The sequence below is a fragment of the Streptosporangium sp. H13245 genome (assembly GCF_055690525.1).
Genome location: NZ_JBSZKT010000027.1, coordinates 24,103 through 43,552, shown reverse-complemented (window position 1 = coordinate 43,552; position 19,450 = coordinate 24,103). Strand labels below are relative to the sequence as shown.

Annotated in this window: 17 protein-coding genes; 4 read left to right on the top strand and 13 right to left on the bottom strand. The window is 71.0% G+C overall.

The genetic code is table 11. From position 1 onward, the window contains the following. Positions 1-37: 37 nt before the first annotated feature. Positions 38-874: a 16S rRNA (cytidine(1402)-2'-O)-methyltransferase gene (gene rsmI / locus ACW9TB_RS28575; protein WP_472751166.1), complete on the bottom strand. Its 837-nt coding sequence runs from the start codon at positions 872-874 to the stop codon at positions 38-40. A 114-nt stretch (positions 875-988) separates the two neighbouring features. Here rsmI and ACW9TB_RS28570 point away from each other — a divergent pair, with 114 nt between their 5' ends. The 4 genes from ACW9TB_RS28570 (at position 989) to ACW9TB_RS28555 (ending at position 6,238) form a co-directional block, all read left to right on the top strand. Then, positions 989-2,605, top strand: a complete 1,617-nt coding sequence (locus ACW9TB_RS28570) for a dolichyl-phosphate-mannose--protein mannosyltransferase (protein WP_472751165.1) — start codon at positions 989-991, stop codon at positions 2,603-2,605. Positions 2,606-2,715: 110 nt separating this feature from the next. Then, positions 2,716-3,930, top strand: a complete 1,215-nt coding sequence (locus ACW9TB_RS28565; protein WP_472751164.1) for a hypothetical protein — start codon at positions 2,716-2,718, stop codon at positions 3,928-3,930. 315 nt (positions 3,931-4,245) lie between these two features. Continuing rightward, complete coding sequence (locus ACW9TB_RS28560; RefSeq protein ID WP_472751163.1) at positions 4,246-5,481, top strand: AI-2E family transporter; 1,236 nt, start codon at positions 4,246-4,248, stop codon at positions 5,479-5,481. 112 nt (positions 5,482-5,593) lie between these two features. Further along, positions 5,594-6,238, top strand: a complete 645-nt coding sequence (locus tag ACW9TB_RS28555; RefSeq protein ID WP_472751162.1) for an SRPBCC family protein — start codon at positions 5,594-5,596, stop codon at positions 6,236-6,238. Positions 6,239-6,301: 63 nt separating this feature from the next. Here ACW9TB_RS28555 and ACW9TB_RS28550 read toward each other — a convergent pair whose 3' ends face one another. The 12 genes from ACW9TB_RS28550 to ACW9TB_RS28495 all read right to left on the bottom strand — a co-directional run bounded on the left by ACW9TB_RS28550 (position 6,302) and on the right by ACW9TB_RS28495 (position 19,419). Further along, complete coding sequence (locus tag ACW9TB_RS28550; RefSeq protein WP_472751161.1) at positions 6,302-7,414, bottom strand: Gfo/Idh/MocA family protein; 1,113 nt, start codon at positions 7,412-7,414, stop codon at positions 6,302-6,304. A gap of 40 nt (positions 7,415-7,454) precedes the next feature. After that, a complete protein-coding gene (locus ACW9TB_RS28545; protein ID WP_472751160.1) occupies positions 7,455-8,303 on the bottom strand; it encodes a carbohydrate ABC transporter permease in 849 nt (282 codons plus the stop codon). Next, positions 8,300-9,280 (bottom strand): carbohydrate ABC transporter permease, encoded by a 981-nt coding sequence (locus ACW9TB_RS28540; RefSeq protein WP_472751159.1) that lies wholly within the window; start codon positions 9,278-9,280, stop codon positions 8,300-8,302. The genes ACW9TB_RS28545 and ACW9TB_RS28540 overlap by 4 nt, the downstream gene beginning before the upstream one ends. Further along, entirely contained in the window at positions 9,277-10,587 is a 1,311-nt protein-coding gene (locus ACW9TB_RS28535) for an extracellular solute-binding protein (protein ID WP_472751158.1), read from the bottom strand. The genes ACW9TB_RS28540 and ACW9TB_RS28535 overlap by 4 nt, the downstream gene beginning before the upstream one ends. Before the next feature lie 97 nt (positions 10,588-10,684). After that, complete coding sequence (locus ACW9TB_RS28530) at positions 10,685-12,148, bottom strand: xylulokinase (RefSeq protein WP_472751157.1); 1,464 nt, start codon at positions 12,146-12,148, stop codon at positions 10,685-10,687. Positions 12,149-12,316: 168 nt separating this feature from the next. Beyond that, positions 12,317-13,414 carry a zinc-dependent alcohol dehydrogenase gene (locus ACW9TB_RS28525; protein WP_472751156.1) on the bottom strand — a complete coding sequence of 366 codons (1,098 nt, stop codon included), beginning with the start codon at positions 13,412-13,414 and terminating at the stop codon, positions 12,317-12,319. A 125-nt stretch (positions 13,415-13,539) separates the two neighbouring features. Beyond that, entirely contained in the window at positions 13,540-14,364 is an 825-nt protein-coding gene (locus ACW9TB_RS28520; protein ID WP_472751155.1) for a class I fructose-bisphosphate aldolase, read from the bottom strand. 175 nt (positions 14,365-14,539) lie between these two features. Further along, entirely contained in the window at positions 14,540-15,556 is a 1,017-nt protein-coding gene (locus tag ACW9TB_RS28515) for a zinc-binding dehydrogenase (RefSeq protein WP_472751154.1), read from the bottom strand. A gap of 150 nt (positions 15,557-15,706) precedes the next feature. Beyond that, complete coding sequence (locus ACW9TB_RS28510) at positions 15,707-16,672, bottom strand: acetylxylan esterase (RefSeq protein WP_472751153.1); 966 nt, start codon at positions 16,670-16,672, stop codon at positions 15,707-15,709. 54 nt (positions 16,673-16,726) lie between these two features. Beyond that, positions 16,727-17,674 carry an amidohydrolase family protein gene (locus ACW9TB_RS28505; RefSeq protein ID WP_472751152.1) on the bottom strand — a complete coding sequence of 316 codons (948 nt, stop codon included), beginning with the start codon at positions 17,672-17,674 and terminating at the stop codon, positions 16,727-16,729. Positions 17,675-17,684: 10 nt separating this feature from the next. After that, complete coding sequence (locus tag ACW9TB_RS28500) at positions 17,685-18,323, bottom strand: type 1 glutamine amidotransferase domain-containing protein (RefSeq protein WP_472751220.1); 639 nt, start codon at positions 18,321-18,323, stop codon at positions 17,685-17,687. 55 nt (positions 18,324-18,378) lie between these two features. Further along, the gene (locus ACW9TB_RS28495) at positions 18,379-19,419 is read right to left on the bottom strand and encodes a phosphotriesterase family protein (protein WP_472751151.1); all 1,041 of its coding nucleotides are present in this window, start codon (positions 19,417-19,419) and stop codon (positions 18,379-18,381) included. Positions 19,420-19,450 lie beyond the last annotated feature (31 nt).

Here is a 19,450-nt window from a genome sequence, read left to right as displayed (position 1 = left end):
CCCGTATTAATCCCATTCGGAGAATTATGGTGATAAATCAGCCACGATGGACAGCGTCATAAAGATCGCGTTTGGGAATTCCCGCCGCCTTCGCCACCTCCACGATCGCCTGCTTCCTCGGCACCCCCGTCCCCTCCCTGCGCGCCACCTCGTCGACCAGGTCCCCGATCACCGGCGGCAGCGCCTGCCCGGCGTACCCCGCGACGACGACCGTGATCTCCCCCCTGACGCCCCCGGCCGCCCACTCGGCCAGCTCCCCGAGACCGCCTCGCCGGACCTCCTCGTACGTCTTGGTGAGCTCCCGGCAGACCGCCGCCCCGCGGTCGGCGCCGAACGCCTCCGCCATCGCCGCCAGCGCGACGTGCAGCCGGTGCGGCGCCTCGAAGAAGACCATCGTGCGCTCCTCCTGGGCGAGGGCGGCGAGCCTGCGGGAGCGCTCACCGGCCTTGCGCGGCGGGAAGCCCTCGAAGCAGAAGCGGTCGCTGGGCAGCCCCGAGACGGCCAGCGCCGTGGTCACCGCGGACGGTCCCGGCAGCGAGGTGACCGTGATCCCCGCCTCGACCGCCAGGTGGGTGAGGCGGTAACCGGGGTCGGAGACGCCGGGCATGCCCGCGTCGGTGATGACCAGCACGGTCTTGCCGTCCAGCAGGGCCTGGAGGAGCTCGGCGGCCCGCCCGGCCTCGTTGGCGTCGTAGTAGGAGACGACCCGGCCGCCGATCTCCGCGCCCAGCTCCCCCGCCAGGCGGCGCAGCCTCCGGGTGTCCTCCGCGGCGACCACGTCGGCACTCTCCAGCGCCAGCCGCAGCCGGGGCGAGGCGTCGCCCGCCTGCCCGATCGGAGCCCCTGCCAGCACAAGCCTGCCGTTGTCCGTCACCGTTCCATCCTCCCGTATTTCGGATGGCCTCCCAGCCTGGGGAGAAGTCCCGAATTGGGCATCTGGGAGGTTTTTCCTGGGCTGGGGGCGGTGTGAGGACCGTACGATGTCCGGGTGGCCGTGACCGACTTCACCAACCAGGCGCCGAAACAGCCGGAGCCCGAGCCGCCCGGCGGGGCGAGGGGCTCGGCGCGCGACCGGCTGGTGCCGCCGATGCCCGGCGGCGCCCTGTGGGGCTGGCTGGGCCCGCTGCTGGTCGCGGCGTTCGGCGCGATCCTGCGCTTCACGAACCTCGGCCATCCGCGCGCGGTCATGTTCGACGAGACGTACTACGCCAAGGACGCCTGGGCGCTGCTCAACTTCGGCGCCGAGCACAACGTCGTCAAGGACGCCGACAAGATCCTGATAGGCGGCGGCACCGGCATCTGGCAGCAGTGCGCGCCCACTGAGCTGGACAAGTGCGCCTCCTACGTGGTCCACCCGCCGCTGGGCAAGTGGATGATCGGCCTGGGCGAGCAACTTTTCGGCATGACCCCCTACGGGTGGCGGTTCGCCGGGGCCGTGGTCGGGGTGCTGTCGATCCTGATCCTGGCCAGGGTCGCGCGCCGGATGACCCGCTCGACCATGCTCGGCTGCCTGGCCGGGCTCCTGCTCGCCCTCGACGGGCTGCACTTCGTGCTGTCGCGCACCGCGCTGCTCGACATCTTCCTGATGTTCTGGGTGCTGGCCGGGTTCGCCTGCCTGGTGACCGACCGCGACCGGGCGCGCGAGCGGCTCGTCGCCTGGTACGAGACCTCGCCGCTCAGCGACCAGGGCCCGTGGCTGGGCGTCCGGCCGTGGCGGATCGCGGCCGGGCTGTGCCTGGGCGCGGCCTGCGCGGTCAAGTGGTCGGGGGTGTTCTTCCTCGTCGCCTTCGCGGTGATGTCGCTGGTCTGGGACGCCGGTGCCCGCCGGGCGATCGGCCTGCGCAAGCCGTACGGCGGAGTCTTCGGCAAGGACCTGCCGAGCGCCCTGCCCGCCCTGGCCCTGCTGCCCGCCGTCACCTACATCGCCTCCTGGGCCGGCTGGTTCGCCTCCGAGGGCGGCTGGGGCCGCAACTGGGCACAGGCGACCTCGCAGGGCCCGGTGTTCTTCGTCTTCGACTCGTTCCGGTCGTGGCTGAGCTACCACTTCCAGGTGCTCGGCTTCCATACCGGGCTGGCGACCCCGCACAACTACGAGTCCGACCCGTGGAGCTGGCCGCTGCTGCTGCGCCCGGTGGCGTTCTTCTACGAGAGCCCCAAGGGCGCCTGTGGCGCCGACAGCTGCTCGCAGGCCGTCCTCGGGGTCGGTACCCCGGTCATCTGGTACGGGGGCCTGGCCGCTCTCATCGCCATGATCGCCTGGTACGTCGCCACCCGCGACTGGCGGGCCGGAGCCGTGCTCCTCGCCTACGCCGCGGGCTGGCTCCCCTGGTTCTACTGGGCGATCGCCGACAACCGGACCATGTTCCTGTTCTACGCGATCCCCATGGTCCCCTTCATGATCCTGGCGATCGTGCTCGCGGCCGGGCTCATCCTCGGCCCGGCGAGCGCCCCGCAGGGCCGCCGGATCGTCGGCGCCGCGGTCGTGGGCGCCTTCACCCTGCTGGCGCTCGTCAACTTCTGGTGGCTCTACCCGGTGCTCACCGCCGAGATCATCCCGTACGCCGAGTGGAGTTCACGAATGCTTTTCAAGAAGGGCTGGATCTGAGCCTCCGCATATGAGCCACTTAGAAGACATTTCCTAGGGTAGGCACCGTGCAGGATCCATTACGTCACGTTCATCGTCAGAGCAGGCCCGCATACGGCAGACTTCGAAGCATGCCTGCACCGGACGTGGCCGCACTCCTGTCGGAGCTGGAGCGTTCCGAGCCCGCCTCCGCCGACCATGCTCGCAGCGCGATCGACTGGCTGACCGGCGGCGAGCCACTGGAAACGATCACCGAGCTCAACGTGTGCGAGTTTCTCTGGTACACCCTGCCCTCCAAGGTCACCGGAGACCGCCCGGCGATCGCCCGCGCGCTGGGCCGGTTGCTGCGGCTGGGCGGCCTGGAGCGCTACGCCGCCCTCTGCTCGTCGTCCACGACCACCCAGATCCTGCGCACCTACGCCCGCCTGGGCGAGGACGCGGGGATGGCCGCCTACCAGACCGCCCTGGACGCGACGGGCGTGCTCCCGCCCGACGTGCCCGAGCTGCGGTGGAGCTCGATCATGGGCCCCGAGGAGCTGGGCGCGCACGGCGCGTGCTCGGCAGCGCTGGAGCTGGCCATCGTCTCCGGTGAGCTCGTCCCCGGCCCCGCCGAGCGGCGGAAGCTCACCAGCCACTGGCTCACCACGTCCCGCCCCGAGCTGGGCGGCGACAACTGGCTGCACCGGGTCCAGGGCGAGCGGCTCAACCGCTGGGTCCTCGGCAGGGGCACCGCCTGGCGCGAGCTCGCCCAGCCCTTCGAGGTACGGCTGCACGCGCCCATCCCCGCGCCGGACGAGGCCCACCTGGACGCGCTGCGCTGGCTGCTCACCGTGGGCCGCCGCCCCGGGGGCATCCCGCTGACCCAGCGGCACAACCTCGCCCGTTCCGTGCTCGCCGAGAGCACCTGGAGCGGCGCGGAGCTCGCGGCCGTCCGCGAGGTGGCCCAGGGTCAGATGGGCGCGCTGCGCCAGACCGGCAGGCGGCTGGTGACCACCCCGCTGGGTGAGCGCCTGCTCGGCGACGCCGACCTGCTCTGGGAGACCGCGGCCGCCGCCCTGCTCGCCCCCGCGTCGGGGGAGAACGGCTTCCGCGCCTCGGCCAGGGAGGTGGCGCTGATGCTGCTCGCCGACGACGCCCCCGCAGACCTCGACCACGTCACCGCCGTGATCGACTGCGCGGAGTGGCAGACCGTGGAGGTCGACGCCTCGCTCACCGAGCTGGGCAAGCGCCTGGACGCCTTCGGCCTGCGCGTCGACGGACGGCTCACCCCTGCGGGCCGCTCCGCCGCCCTGGCCGCGCTCCGCGGCCACGCCCTGCGCCCCCGCCAGTACGTCAACATGACCTGATCGCGCCTTCCGCCCGGAACCGTGCGGCGACCAGGGAAAATATGATGGCGGAAGCCGACTATCTCTCTGTGGACAGGGCAGTGGCAGCTGGTGCCCGACCCCATCTCCGCTGACCGCGCCCCAGCGGCGGCGACATCCCCGCCCGCCCCCCGCGTTCCGTCAACGGAGGCGGACGCCCCGGCCGAACCCACTACGTCGTCCGGCGCGGCCGGACCCACCCGGTCGCCCGGGACCGCCGAGCCCGCCGCTTCTTCGGGGTCCTCGGGATCCTCCGGTGCCTCGGGGTCTTCGGGATCCTCGGGGACCTCTGGAGCCTTGGGGTCCTCGAATGCCTCGGCGTCGGGGGCCTCGACCTCGGGTGCCTCGGCCGAGCCGATCCTGACCTCCGCGGGGCCCCTGGTCCTGCCGGACCCCCCGCCCGCGAGCCCCGACGGCTCCACGGCCGCCGCGCCCGCGCCCACGTCCCCCGGTGCGGCCTCGCCCCCGGGGGCCGCGACGAACCTCCCGTTCGGCCGTCCCGGGCGCTCGATGAGCAACAACCCGTTCGTGTTCGGCTTCACCGCCGCCCTGGGCGTGCTCACCGCCTGGTGGCTGGTGCAGGCCGTCGCGAGCGCCAGCTCGGTGCTGATCCTCATCGTCGTCTCGCTCTTCCTGGCCATCGGCCTGAACCCGGCCGTCGAGGTCCTCCAGCGGTGGAACGTCCCGCGCGTGGGGGCCATCGTCATCGTCTTCCTGAGCGTCATCCTCGGCTTCGTCGGCTTCGGCCTGGCCGTGGTGCCCCCGCTGACCACGCAGTCCACCCAGTTCGTCGAGCAGCTCCCCCAGTACGTCCAGGAGCTGCAGAACAACCCGATGATCCGCGACCTGGACCAGCGTTTCCAGCTGCTGGAGAAGCTCCAGCAGTACGTGACGAGCGGCGACTTCGGCACCCAGATGTTCGGCGGCGTGCTCGGCATCGGATCGGTCGTCATCGGGGCCGTCTTCAACTCGCTGACGGTGCTGGTGCTGACGCTCTACTTCCTGGGCTCGCTGAAGTCGCTCAAGAAGATGGCCTACCGCCTCGTCCCCCGGTCCCGCCGGACCCGCGCGACCCTGCTCGGCGACCAGATCATCGACAGCATCGGCGGCTACGTCGCCGGGAACCTGATCATCTCGCTCATCGCCGGTGTGACGACCTTTTTCTTCCTGAGCATCATGCAGGTCCCGTACGCCCTGGCGCTCGCCCTGATCGTGGCGCTCACCGACCTCATCCCCCTGGTCGGCGCCTTCATCGGCGCGGGGGTCGCCTCGCTGGTGGGGTTCTTCGTCTCCCCGACCGTCGGCGTCGTCTGCCTCATCTTCTTCACGATCTACCAGCAGATCGAGAACTACTGGATCGCCCCGGCCGTGATGAGGAGCTCGGTCGACGTGCCGCCGCTCGCCACGATCGTCGGCGCCCTGCTGGGCGGCGCGCTGCTCGGCGTGGTGGGCGCCCTGCTGGGCATCCCGCTGGTCGCGGCCATCCTGCTCATCCTGCGGGAGGTGGTCCTGCCCCGGCAGGAACGCGCCTGACCCTCACTCCTCCGCGCACAGATGTTTTCGCTTCTTCACCATAAAGAGCTATAGATCACGACAGTATGCGATAAAAGATCTTTTGCACCTACTGTCTCCCTTTGGGGTATACGTGAAGAAGCACCTTCGACTCCTCGCGGCCCAGCTGCTCTCAGCGGCCCTCGTCCTCACCGCCTTCTCCGCCCCCGCCCATGCGGAGACTCCTGTTGGCGACCCCCAGCTCGCCGCCGAGTGGCAGACGGCGTGGGACACCTACAAGTTCTACAAGAACACGCCTCCGCTCCCGGGGTCGGGACGGAGCAGGGCGAAGGACAGCATCTCCATCACGATCAACGCCCCGGTCAAGCACGTGTTCTCGGCGTACTCGAACATCAACAACCACGTCGGCATGCACTCGTTCCTGAAGCGGGTCGTCACCCACAAGGACTGGTCGCAGGCCGGGAAGCGCACCATCAACTTCACCGCGGTCGAGGAGATCCCGTACGAGGGCTCGATCGTCGTCAGCAACACGCACGCGCAGCAGCGCATCGACAAGGACGGCCTCTACTACGAGACGGACACCTGGTCGCTGCCCAACGTCGTCACCCACCAGAAGATCGTCTTCAAGAAGCTGACCGCGGGGAAGACCCAGGTCACCGAGTACCTCACCTTCGACGCGGACGACACGCTCATCGACTTCGCCCTCGCGAACGGCGTCGCCTCCCACGAGGTGACGCAGGCCGCCCTGAAGCGAGCCATCGAGAACGGCGACCTCTGACCCACCCCCGGCCCGGGGCCCGCCCGTCAAGCGCGCCCCGGCCGGTTCCCGGGTTAAAACCGGTCACCAGGCGAAGGTGGACTCCAGGTCGAGGACCCGGCCCGCGCGGGCTGATTCGTGGGCTTTGAGCATGATCTCCAGGGCGTGCCTGGCCACGTCGGCTCCCATCACCGGGGTCGCCGTGCCCGCCACCAGGTCGGCGAGGTGGTCGACCAGCAGGGCCCGGCGCAGCCTGTCGACGCGCTGCTGGGCGGGCTCCAGGTGGGCCAGGTCGAGGTCGACCCAGCCGCTCAGCCCCGCGGCCGCGTCCAGCCGGAACAGGTCGATGCCGCGCCCGCCGTTCTGGTTGAGGTTGTTGGGCAGGTTGAGCGTGCCCGACCGGCCGAACACCTCCAGCCGGGGGCCCTTGGCGGCGTTGACGTTGAACGTCCCGTCGATCACCGCGAACGTGCCGCCGCCGAAGTCGAGCATGATCAACGTGTTGTCGTCGGTGGTCACCGTGATCTCCTTGCCCGCGTACGGCCCGGAGCGGACCGTGCGGGTCGGCTCGGTGATCGCGGAGAAGGCGCTCACGCGCCTGGCGGGGCCGAGCAGGCCGAGCGCTTCGTGGATCCCGTACACGCCGACGTCCATGAGGGGTCCCGAGCCCTCCTGGTAGAACCAGGTCGGGTCGGTCGGCCAGTTCATCATCGAGGCCGGGCCGCCGTGGGACGCGCGGATCTTGGCGAACGCCACCTTGCCGATGACGCCCTCGCGGATGAGCCGCGCGGCCTCGATCCGGGTGGGGTAGAGCATGTTGGGCGGGGAGCAGACCACCCGCAGGTCCCCGGCCTCGGCGGCCTCGATGATCGCGTCGGCGTCGGCCATGGTGGTGGCGAGCGGCTTCTCGGTCGCCAGGTGCTTTCCGGCCCGCAGGATCTGGAGCGAGGTCGCGCCGTGCGCCGGGATCGGGGTCAGGTTGAGCACCGCGTCGATGTCGGCCTCGGCCAGCATCTCGTCCAGCGAGCCGTAGACCTCCGCCGCGCCGAAGCGCTTGGCCGCGTCGGTGGCGCGTTCCTCCACCGGGTCGCAGAGCGCGACCAGGTCGACCTTGTCCTTGATGTGGTGCAGGTTGGGCAGGACGCCGTAGTCGACGGTCGCGATCGCGCCCACACCGAGCACTCCGAGCTTCAACACTGTGAATCCTTTCTTGGTGTACGAGGGGCGCGAGGCGGTTTCATCCCTTGACCGCGCCCGCGACCATGCCCTGCATCAGGCGCTTCTGGACCAGCAGGAAGAAGATCACCACCGGGATCGTGAAGATCACGCTCGCGGCCATCACCCCGCCCCAGTCGGAGTAGTAGCTGGAGAAGTACTGCTGCAGCGCGACCGGCAGGGTCTCCCGCGAGGACTGCTGCATGTAGGTGGCCGAGAACATCAGCTCGTTCCAGGAGGTGATGAACCCGTAGATGGAGCTGGCCGCCAGCCCCGGCCAGACCAGGGGGAAGACGACCAGCCGGACGGCCTGCATCCGGGTCGCCCCGTCCACCATCGCCGACTCCTCGATCTCCACCGGGATGTCGAGGTAGAAGCTGCGCAGCATGTACGTCGCCAGCCCGACGGTGAGCGCCAGGTGCGAGATGATCAGGCCCTGGTAGGTGCCCAGCAGGTCGGTGTTGCGCAGCACCACGAACAGCGGGATGACCAGGACCGTCTGCGGCAGCATCTGGATCGACAGGATCACGATGAGCAGGTGCCTGCGCAGCGGGATCTTGAACCGGGCGAGCGCGTACCCGGCGAGGAGCGCGATCAGGCCGGTGATGACCGTGGTGGCCCCGGCCACGATCAGCGAGTTGAGGAACTGCCGGGGCACCGCGCCCTGGAACAGGGCGGTGTAGCGGTCCAGGATCGGATCGGTCGGCAGGAATTGCGGGGTCCTGGTGAAGATGTCCGGGTCCGGCTTGAGGGAGGTGACCACCATCCAGAAGAAGGGGAAGAGGCTCACCACCACGATTCCGGCCATCGCCACGTAGAGGAGGACCCTGGCCGGGTGCCGCCGGGTGTCGTCGTGCGCCACCGCGCTCACTTGTCCTCCTTCGTCAGCCTGACGTAGATCGCGGTGATACCGGCGAGCAGCACGAACGTGACGACCGCCATCGCGGCGGCGGTGCCCTGGTCGAGCACGGTGAACGCCTGCAGCCAGGTGAGCAGCGAGAGCACCTCGGTGCTGTGGCTGGGACCGCCCGGCGGGGTGGTCATCACCACGAAATGGTCGAACGACTGGTACGCGAAGATCGTCGACATCACGCCGAGGATGGTCAGCAGCGGCTTCATCATCGGCAGCCGGACCCGCAGCAGGCTCTGCGTGAAGGTGGCCCCGTCGACCCTGGCGGCCTCCAGCACCTCACCCCGGGTGGCGCGCAGCCCGGCGAGCATCGAGATCGCGATGAACGGCACCGAGTGCCACACCACCGCGATGGTGATCGCCACCAGCGAGGTGAACCCGCTGTTGAACCACGCGTACCCCTCGAACCGGTCGAACCCGAGGCCGACCAGCAGCCAGTTCGCGATGCCGTACTGGTCGTTGAAGATCCACTTCCAGACGATGCCGGAGGCGACCCGGGGCATGGCCCAGGGCAGCAGCACGATCACCGTGACGACCCGCGCCATCCACGGCCCCGCGTCGAGCACCAGCGCGACCGCGAGGCTGACCAGCAGCGTGCCGCCCACGCAGACGACCGCGAAGACCGTGGTACGCAGCAGCGCGGCGAGGAAATACGGGTCGGTGAACAGCTCGCCGTAGTTGGCCAGGCCGTTCCACGGGCCGGTGCGCAGGTACTCGCCCTCGTGGAAGGAGAGCCAGATCGTCCGGACGATCGGGTAGCCGACGACCCCGACCACGACCGTCAGCAGCGGCGCGAGCAGCAGGCCGGGAAGCCCGTGCCGGTCGAAGCGGAACCGGGAGCGCCGACCGGCCGGGGGCGGCGCCTCAGGGGGGCCGCCCCGGGGGGCGGACGCGTTCACCCGCGCCCGCCTGCCGAGTTTGGATGCGGTGAACGTCACTGCTTGCCGATCGCCGCGTCGATCTGATCGGCCAGTTCCCTCATCGCCGCGTCGGGGGCCTTCTGCCCGTTCATGATCGCCTGCATGGCGTTCACGATCGCGCCGGTCCCCTCGACCTTGCCCCAGGTCGCCACCGGCGGGATCGAGCGGGTGTGCGGCGCCTGCTCGGCGTACGCCCTGAGCAGCGGGGTGGAGAACGAGCCGGTCGTACGCTCGCGCTCCAGCGCGTCCGTGGTGGCCGGAAGCAGGCCGATCTTCGTCGTGACGGAGACCAGGTTGTCGGTCTCCAGCATGAAGTCCACGAAGCTCTTCGCGGTCGCCTTGTTCTCGCAGCCCTTGAAGATGGCGAGGTTGCTGCCCCCGGCGAAGGTGTCGTTGTTGCCACCCGGGCCGCTGGGCAGCGGCGCCGTGCCGAGCTGCTTCTCCATCTCGGGGTTCTGCGCCAGGATCGTCTTCAGGTCCCAGCTGCCGCCCACCATCATGGCGACCTGGCCCAGCGCGAACGCCTTGGCCGCGTCGGCGCCCTGCCAGGTGACCGAACCCTTCGGGGAGAGGTTGTGCTTGGTCAGCAGCTCCGCGTAGAAGGTGAACGCGGCGGTCGCCTCGGGCGAGGCCACCTGGGCCTTCCAGGCACCGCCCTCCTGGGTGGCGATGTCACCGCCCCACTGCCAGACCATCGGCAGGTAGTACCAGGCGTTGCCGCCGATGATCCCGTAGCCGTTGACGCCCGGGTTGGCCTTCTGCACCGTGGTCGCCGCCGTCAGCAGCTCGTCCCAGGTCTTCGGCGCGGCGAGCTTCTCCTTGTCGAGGAGGTCCTTGCGGTAGATGAGGGCCCGGACACCGGTGTCGTAGGGCACCGCGTACGAGACGCCGTCGAGCACGGTCGAGTCGATCATGCTCTGCGTGTACTTGCCCTTCATGGACGCCGGGTCCTGCGCGATCGGCTCCAGCGCCTGCAGTCCGGCGAACTCCGGGCTCCAGGTGTTGCCGATCAGGGCGACGCAGGGCACGGTGCCGCCCGCGATGCTGGTCAGGTAGGTCTGGTGGGCGTCGGCGCCGAGGAACCTCAGGTTGACCTTGGTACCGGCGTGGGCGGCCTCGTAGTCCTTGGCGAGCTGGACGATCGTCGGCTGCTGGGTGGTGCCGATGGGGTCTCCCATCCACACGTCGATCGCGCCGGTCACCTCCCCGCCGGTACCGCTCGCGGCCTCGGGGGTGTCGTCCCCGCAGGCGGACACGGTCAGCAGCAGCGCCACGGCGGTCGTGGCGGTGGTGACCTTGACTGCGCTTCTCCACGGTCGTTGCATTTTCACTCCTGGCATGGCTGTCTCGGTAGCGTTGTATGAGCGCCCCCGCGCGCTTGCTCCTGTTGTCGTTCGCGCAGCACAGCCCGTGAGGGCCGGGCTACCGGTGACGCCCACGTCCGGGGACCGGCCGTGGAGGTTCGTGGGGTTCCCAGCGGTCGGCGTCGGCCGCGACGGCCAGCGCCTCGACCCGCAGGAACTCGTCGTAGAGCGGCTGGTACTCCTTCACCAGGTCCGGTTCCGCGGGTACGGTCCCGGCGGTCCGCACCCATCGGTCGCGGCGGTCCGCCAGGCCCGCCTCCCGGTCGCCGAGGCCGACGGCGGTGGCCGCGACGAGCGCGCCGCCGAGCAGTCCCGCCTCGGTCGTCTCGGGTACGGTCAGGTCGCGGCCCAGCACCGCGGCGAGGACGCGCAGCCACAGGTCGCTTCGCGCGCCTCCGCCGACGGCGACGAGCTCAGCCGGGTCGCGGCGCTCCAGCTCGGCACCGGCGATCGCCCGCAGCCACATCGCGGTGCCCTCCAGCACGGCGCGGGCCAGGTCGGCGCGACCGTGGGCCAGGGTGAGCCCGAGCACCGCGCCCCGCGCGGCGGGCCGTGGCCCGTCGCCGCGTTCTCCCATGAGGTGCGGCAGGAAGACCACGCCGCGCGCGCCCGGGGGCACGCCTCCGGCCGCCCCGGCGAGCGCACCGGCTCCGCCGTCGCCGACGATGCCCGCGAGCCAGTCCAGGGCGGAGCCGGTGGCCGTGGCGGCGGCGAAGCAGAGCGGCTCCGCCAGGCGCGCGGCGGCGGACGGTGACGCGAACCCGCCGATCGCCCCGGCCGTGCCGAGGTAGACGCACGCCCTGCCCGGCAGTACGGCCGCCGAGCCGAGCAGCGTGGCCATCCAGTCGCCGGTGCCGACCGCGACCGGCGTACCGGCGGCCAGCCCGGTCAGGGCCGAGGCGGCCTCGGTCACCTCGCCCGCGACGTCGAGCGGCCCGCGGATCGGCGGGAGCCTGTCCACCGTGATCCCCGCGTGCGCGGCCGTCGCCGGGGACCAGGTGCCGGTCGCCGCGTCGGCGAAACCGGTGCCGCCCGCCTCGTAGCCGTCGGTGCCCACCGTCCCGGTCAGCCGTAGCCGCAGGAAGTCCTTGACCGGCAGGTACCAGCGCGTCCTGGCGGCGGCGTCCGGGTTCCCTGCCGCCCACCAGCGGATCCGCTCGACACACGAGCCGGACGCCGCCGCCGGTGGGGCGTCCGCCAGCGGGCGCTGGTCCGGCCAGAGCAGCGCCGGTCCGGTCACCGCGCCGTCGTCGCCGACCGGGACCAGGGTGTGCATGAAGCCGCAGATCGCGACCGCCTCGATCCGGCCGGGGGGTACCGGCCCTTCGAGGACCTCCCCGACGCACTCGACCAGCGCCCGCCACCAGCTCTCCGGGTCGGCCTCGGCCGCCACGACCTCGGGGTGGGCGACCTCGGTACGGCGCCGGGCCTGCCGCAGCGGGCGGCCGGTGTCGTCGAAGACGGCGGCCTTCGTACCGCTGGAACCCTGGTCGACGGCGAGTACGTAACGGCGCTGGGACAACGGGATCACCTCCTTCGGTGGGCGGGGGTTCTGCTGGGGCTTCGCGGGACTTTCGGTGGATGGGGGATCCGCTGGGACTCTGCGGGGCTTTTGGTGGGGCTCTACGGGGCTTTCGGTGGGCGAGGGTTTTGCGGGGCCGGGGGCCGGAGGCTGGAAGCGACGGGCCGGTCAGGGTTGGATCATGACTTTCATGGCGAGCGAGGTGTCCTTCTCGTCGGCGGCGACGAACGCCTCGCGGATCCGCTCCAGCGGGAAGTGGTGGGTGATCAGCGGATCGGCCGCCACCCCGCCGGAGGCGACCAGCTCCAGCGCCGTGACGTACTCCGACCCGCCCCGGTGCGTGCCGTAGCTGTTCGACCAGTGCAGGGAGACCTCCTTGACGTACGCGAGGTGCGGATCGAGCCGGGGCGGCGTGGCGAAGACGCCGAGCACGCAGACCTGCCCGCCGGGGGTGACCAGCTCCACGGCCTGCTGGAGCGTGACCCCGGGGATCGCGACCGCGTCGACCACCACGTCCGCGCCGTGCCCCTCGGTGAGCGCGGCGACGGCCGCCTCGGGGTCCTCGGACCCCACCAGCACCACCTCGTCGGCGGCACCGGCCCTGAGCGCGAGGTCGAGCGACTCCCGGCTGGTGCCGGTCAGCAGTACGCGCAGCCCGTGGGAGCGGGCCACCTGGCCCATGGTGAGCCCCATCGTCCCGGCCCCCAGGATCACCATGACCCCGCCCGGCCTCTCCGCCAGCGCGGTCTCCACCAGGTTGTAGGTGTGGACCCCGCAGGCGTAGCAGTCGAGGATCGCGCCCGCGCCGAGCGAGACGTGGCCGGGCAGCGGGTGGGCCCGCTCCGCCGGGCACAGGTCGTACTCGGCGAAGCCCTCGCTCGTCACGTGCCGGTCGCCGACGTACCCGCGCCTGCGGCACAGGTGGGTACGCCCGGCCAGGCACGGGGGGCACTCACCGCAGGCGATCAGGTGCTTGGGCTCGACGGCGACCCGCTGTCCCACGGTGAGCCCGGTGACCCCGGGACCGAGCGCGGCGACCTCGCCCGCCAGTTCGTGCCCGTCCCGGCCGGGGGCGTCGGCGCTGTGCTGCCACGGGCCGAGGCCGCGGAAGGCCAGCACGTCGCTGCCGCAGATCCCGGCGGCGCCGACCCGGACGAGCACCTCGCCGGGTCCCGGCCGGGGGATCGGCACGGACTCGACCCGGATGTCCCGGCCGCCGTGGAAGACGGCGGCGCTCATCCGTTCGCCTGTGGGCTCGGTGGTCATCGGCTCCCCTTCGGTCGGGTCGGTGGGGTTGGTTGGGCCTGAGGTCCGTTCGGTCGGTCAGGTCGGGTCGGGTGGATCGGCCCGGCGTACGAGGCGGTCAAAACAAAGCGGTCAAAACAGGGCGGTCAGAGTGGGGCGTTGAGGTGCTTGGCGGCGGCCCGTACGCTGGCGCCGCCGTGGACGATCTCCACCAGCGCGGCGACCATCCGGTCCGGGCGCTCGGCCTCCACGATGTTGCGGCCGTAGACCACGCCACGGGCACCGGCCTCGACGGCGTCGGCGGCCATCTGCAGGGCGTGCACCGGAGTCGGCTTCATCGGGCCGCCCAGGGCCAGCAGCGGCACCAGGCAGCCGTCCACCACGCTGCGGAACTCGTCCACGGTGCCGACGTACTGCGCCTTGACGAAGTCGGCACCGGCCTCCGACGACAGGCGCGCGCCGTTGGCGACGTTGGTCAGGGTGTGCGCCTCGACGTCCTTGAACGACACCGGGATCGGCTCGGCCATCACCGGCATCCCGAAGCGGTCCGCCTCCGCGCACAGCTCGCGCAGCTCGCCGAGCTTGGTGACCTGGGGGTTCCCGGGGAAGACCTTGAGTTCGAGGGCGTCGGCACCCCACCGCACGGCCTGCTGGACGCCGTACCCGGCCGACGGGATCTCGCTGTCCAGCGCGATGATCAGGCCGGTGCCGCCGAGCTCGTCGGAGGCCGCGCGGGCGAGGCCGATGGTGGCGAGGATCGCGTCGACCCCGCCGTCCACGATCCGCCGTACGGCCGCCCGGCCGTCCGCGAGACCGGGGGCGACACCCTTGATCCCGGCGTCCATCGCGGCGATGACGGCCCGGCCGTCGCGGGCGAAGACGTGGTGCATCCGGCGGCGCGACCAGGAGGCGGTGGAGGTGGTGAGGGCGGTCGGGGTGTCCGAGAGGGATTCGGCGAACGACGTGGTCATGACTTCCTCAGACGGTCGGAGGGACGAGCGGTACGTCATGTCGGTGTGGTGGTGCTTCACGGGCCCGGTGCCGAGGGCGGCGGGGGTGCTCCGCGCGGGGCCGGTACGTGCTGTCGGTGGGGTGCGGTACAAGGGGGCGGTACGTGCTGTCGGTGGGAGTGCGGTACGAGGGGTGTCAGGGTCCGGCGACGACGAGTGACTTGAGCCCCTTCTGCCGCCGGGTGGTCTCGAAGGCGTCGACCACCGAGTCCAGCGAGAAGCGGTGGCTGATCAGCGGGGCGACGTCGACCATGCCGAACGCCAGGAGGCGCAGGGCCGTGGCGAAGTCGTTCGGAACGAAGTCGTGGCTGCCGGTGATGGCGACCTGGTCGTAGTGGGGGACGTCCGGGTTCAGCTCGACGGTCCCCTTGGGGTGGGTACCGGCGAAGAGGTTGACGGCGCCGTTGCGGGCGACCAGCTCGAAGGCCGACGAGATGACGGCCGGGCTGCCGACGGTGACGATCACGACGTCGGCGCCGCGCCCCTCGGTGAGCGCGCGGACGGCCTGCCGGGTCTCCCCCGCCGAGGCGTCCACGACGTCGTGGGCGCCGAGGGCGACGGCGGTGGCGAGCCGGTCGGCCTTCATGTCGGCGACGATGACCCTGGCGCCGCGAGAACGGGCCACCTGGGTGTGCAGCAGCCCGATCGGGCCCGCGCCGACCACCAGGACGTTGCAGGCCAGCGGCATGGCGAGCCCCCGGTGGGCGTTGACGACGCAGGCGAGGGGCTCGCAGAACGACGCCGCCTCCAGGCTCAGCCCGTCGGGTACGGCGCGCAGCTGGTCGATCGGCATGACGGTCGCCTCGGCGAACCCGGCGATCGGGAACTTGACGAGGTTCTCGCAGAAGTTGGCCGCGCCCCGGGCGCACTCGTGGCACCGGCCGCACACCCCGCGCCAGTCCAGGACGACGCGGTCGCCGACGGAGAACCCGCCGGTCTCGCCGTTCCCGAGTTCGGTGATCACTCCGGCCACCTCGTGACCGGGGGTCCACGGGGCGCGCTTGGCCGTCCCCGAGCCGGTGTAGCTGCGGATGTCGCTCGGGCAGACGCCGGAGGCGTGGATCTCGACGACCGCCTCACCGGCTCCCGCGCGCGGGTCCGGCACGTCCTCGATACGCAGGTCGTCATGTCCGTAGAGCCGGGCTGACTTCACTCCGGCCTCCTTTCCCCAACCATCCAGGCTGTCCGCTTGTCTGGCAGGATTGAATCCTGGCTTCTGTTACCAGAGCCGAGCAAGACCCTGGATGTTGCTAATTTGTCACGACATAGTACGCAAAGCGGCTTTTGTCACAGATCGAGCGGTTTAGCCGAATAAATCGTGCAAAACCCGGATTGTCCGGAGCTGATCCTGGGGCCCGCCGCCCTCGTGGTTGTTGTACGGCCACACGGTGATGTCCTTCTCGCCCCCGTACACGTTGTAGGCGGCGAAGACGGTGGACGGCGGGCACACCCCGTCCATGAGCGCCACCGAGAACGAGCCCCGGCAGGTCGCCCTGGCCGCGAAGGACGTGCCGTCGAAGTAGGCCAGGGTGGCGAACGCCGTCTCGTGGCCGGTGCGGTGGACGGAGCACCAGCGGACGATCTCCGCGTACGGTTCCCTGTCGGTGATCGCGGTGGCCCGGCGGAAGGCGCTGAGGAACGGCACGTGCGGGATCGCCCCCGCCACGTCGTCCCTGAGCCCGGCCGCGACCAGCGACAGCGCGCCGCCCTGGCTGCGCCCGGTGACCGCGATCCGGCCGCCGTCCACGTCGGGATGGGCCGCCGCCGCGTCCACGGCCCGTACGGCGTCGACGAACAAACGCCGGAAGTAGTAGTCGTGCGGATCGGTGATGCCGCGCGTCATGGAGCCGGGCACGGCGGGGCCGCTCGCCGACGGATCGGCCGTGTCACCCGCCCGCCAGCTGCTCCCCTGCCCCCTGGTGTCCATCACGAAGTGCCCGAACCCTGCCGAGGCGTAGGCGAGGGACTCCAGCGGGATGCCTCGCCCGCTGCCGTAGCCGAGATACTCGACGACCGTCGGCAGCGGCCCCCGCCGGTCCGCCGGGAGGATCAGCCACCCCTTGATCGGGTCGCCTCCGTAACCGGCGAACGTCACGTCGAAGGCGTCGACCGTACGCAGCTCGCCGTCGTACCGGGTGAAGACGGGGTCGAGCGGGAAACGTCCCGCCTCCGCCAGCGTCACCGCCCAGAACTCGTCGAAGTCGTCCGGCTCGGGGCCCGGGTAGCGGTACGCCCGGAGCTGCTCCAGGGGAAGGTCGAACTGCGGCAACGTGTCACCTCGTCTCGGTCGTGAAAGCGCCTGTCGTGAAGATCGGGGGCCTGGTCAGCGAAGGATCTGGTTCGCGAGCGTGGGGAAGAGCCGTGCCGGGTTGTCCCTGGCCACGACCTCCATCGGCCCGGCGCCGAGCACCTCCGCCGCCTCCGCGAGGCAGGCGCGCACCGTGCGCTCGTCGACGAACGGGAAGTCGGAGCCGATCAGCAGCCGCTCCACACCGGCCAGCCGCTCCACCGAGCCCAGCGCGTACGGTGTGGTGGCGAGCGCGATGTCGTAGTGGAACGAGCGCATGGCCCCGTAGACGCCGCCGTCGCCGACCCGGGCCAGCTCGGGCAGCGGCTCGGCGATGGCGAGCCGCCCCGCCAGGTACGGCGCGGTGCCCCCGCAGTGCGAGAAGATCCAGGTGATGCCGGGGAACCGGTGGTGGGCCCCGTTCAGCGTGAGGTTGACCAGGGCCCGCGTGCTGTCGAAGACGTACTCGATCAGGGACGGCCGCAGGTCGATCTCGGCGGCCGGGTAGTGGGCGGGCAGCGTCGGGTGGACGTGGACCACCGAGCCCCGCCGGTCGAGCTCGGCCAGCACCGGGTCGAAGGCGGGGTCGCCCAGATACCGGCCCGCGTAGTTGGTGAGCAGCCCGACCCCGACGAACGCCTCGTCCGCCGCCACCCGGTCCAGCTCGGCGAGGGCGTCCTCGACGGAGGGCAGCGGCAGTGCGACGAAGGCGCGGAACCGCTCCGGATGCGCGCCGACCGTGGCGGCCAGGTCGTCGTTGGTCTTCCGGCACAGCTCGCGGGCCAGTCCGGCGTCGCCGAAGTAGAACCCCGGTGAGCCGACCGACAGGACCGCGAGATCGATGCCGAGCCGGTCCATCATCGCGAGCGAGTCCGCCGCCGACCAGCCGGGCAGCGGGATGCCGGGCTGGGCCCCGATCCCGCGCTCGGCCAGGCGGCGTATGTAGTCCGGGAAGATCGCGTGGTGGTGGACGTCGATGCGCATCGTCGGCCGGTCAGGCGTCGAGGACCGCGTAGGCCCGGTAGTTGGCCGACGCCGGACCGGCGGCCCGGTTCTTGAGCACCGCGCTCGCCGTGTAGGCGGGCGACGACGCGGGCGGGTCCGCCGCCACCGGCAGCGCACCCCCCTTGGCCGGTTCCCGTCCGGCGAGCGCGTCCTTGATCGCCGCGCAGAACTGCGGCAGGTCGTTGGGGAGCCTGGAGGTGATCAGGTTGCCGTCGATGACCACCGGCTCGTCGGAGTAGCGCGCCCCGGCGTTGATCACGTCGTCCTTGATGGTCACGACGCAGGTCGCGGCGCGTCCCTTGACGATCCCCGCGGTGGCGAGCAGCCATCCCGCGTGGCAGATGGCCGCCACCAGCAGGCCCTTGGCGTCGGCCTCGCGGACCAGGTCGACCATCTCGGGGTTGCGGCGCAGGTACTCCGGTGAGAAACCGCCGGGGATGATCAGCGCGTCGTACGCGTCGAGATCGACGTCGGCCACCGTCAGGTCGGCCCTCGCGGGGTAGCCGAGCTTGCTGGCGTACACCTCCGAGACGGAGGGGCCGACCACCCGCACGTCGGCGCCGTCCTCACGGAACCGCAGCACCGGGTACCAGAGCTCCAGCTCCTGGTACTGATTTTCCACTAGCACGATGATTCGCGCCTCGGTGAGCTGCACCGGACTTCCTCTCTGCGTTGTACGGGGGTCAGACCTTGATCGACAGGATGCGGCGCGGGTTGTCGACGAGGATCGCCTGGATCTGCTCGTCGGTGACGCCCTTGCCCTTGAGCCGCGGGACGAAGTGGGTGAACAGGTAGCCCAGGTCGACCCGCTCGTTGGCGAGCTGCGGGTCGGACTCGGTCACGTCGGAGCGCGGGTTGTAGAACCAGCGGTCGAAGGAGAGCACGATCTGGCCGCCGAAACCGTCGTCGAGCAGGCTCACCAGCGCGGTGGCCATCAGCTCGTCGAGCTCCTCGGCGGTGTCCACCCGCCACGGGATGCCGATGTGGTCGATCTGCACGTTGGCGCCCCGGTTGAGGATCTCGCGCAGCTGGACGTCGTTCGGCTCGACGAACGCGTGCCCGATGATCACCTTGGCGGGGTCGGCGCCCTCCTCCTCCAGGATGTCGAGCTGCTCGATCCCCGGGTTGGTGACCCGGTAGTCCATGGGGTCGGTGTGCGTGTTGACCGCGCAGCCGACGATCCTCGACGCCCGCCCGGCGGCCCGGATGACCCGGTCCTCGACCTCGTGGATGCGCCGCCCGTTGGGACCGACCGGGCTGGGCATCGGCGTGACGCTCTCCTGCCCGGTGGCGATCTTGATGGCCCCGGCCTTGTACGGCGTCTGCTGCCAGGCGAAGACCATTCCCTCGGTCAGGTCGCGGACGAAGAAGTCGGTCAGCTCCTCCACGGTCTGCCGCCGCCAGTAGTAGGGGACGCCCATCCGCTCCGGGAAGAACCCGGTGATCGCGATGACGTTCAGCCCGGTGCGGCGGGCGACCTCGGCCATCAGCTCGGGGTGCCGCCCCACCTCGGGCGGGGTCATGTCGACGAGCGTGCCGTACCCGTGGTCGGCCATGCCCTTGCTGACCTGCCCGGCGATGAACGAGACGTTGGCGTCGTAGTCGAGCACCGTGCGGTGGTCGAGCTCGGCGCCGGGGTATCCGTAGAGCAGGTGCTCGTGGGTGAGGATGACACCGGACTCCTCCGGCGACACGTCGCCCAGTACGGTCCTGAAAACTTCCATGGGGGCTACTCCAACCTCGTACGACTACGGT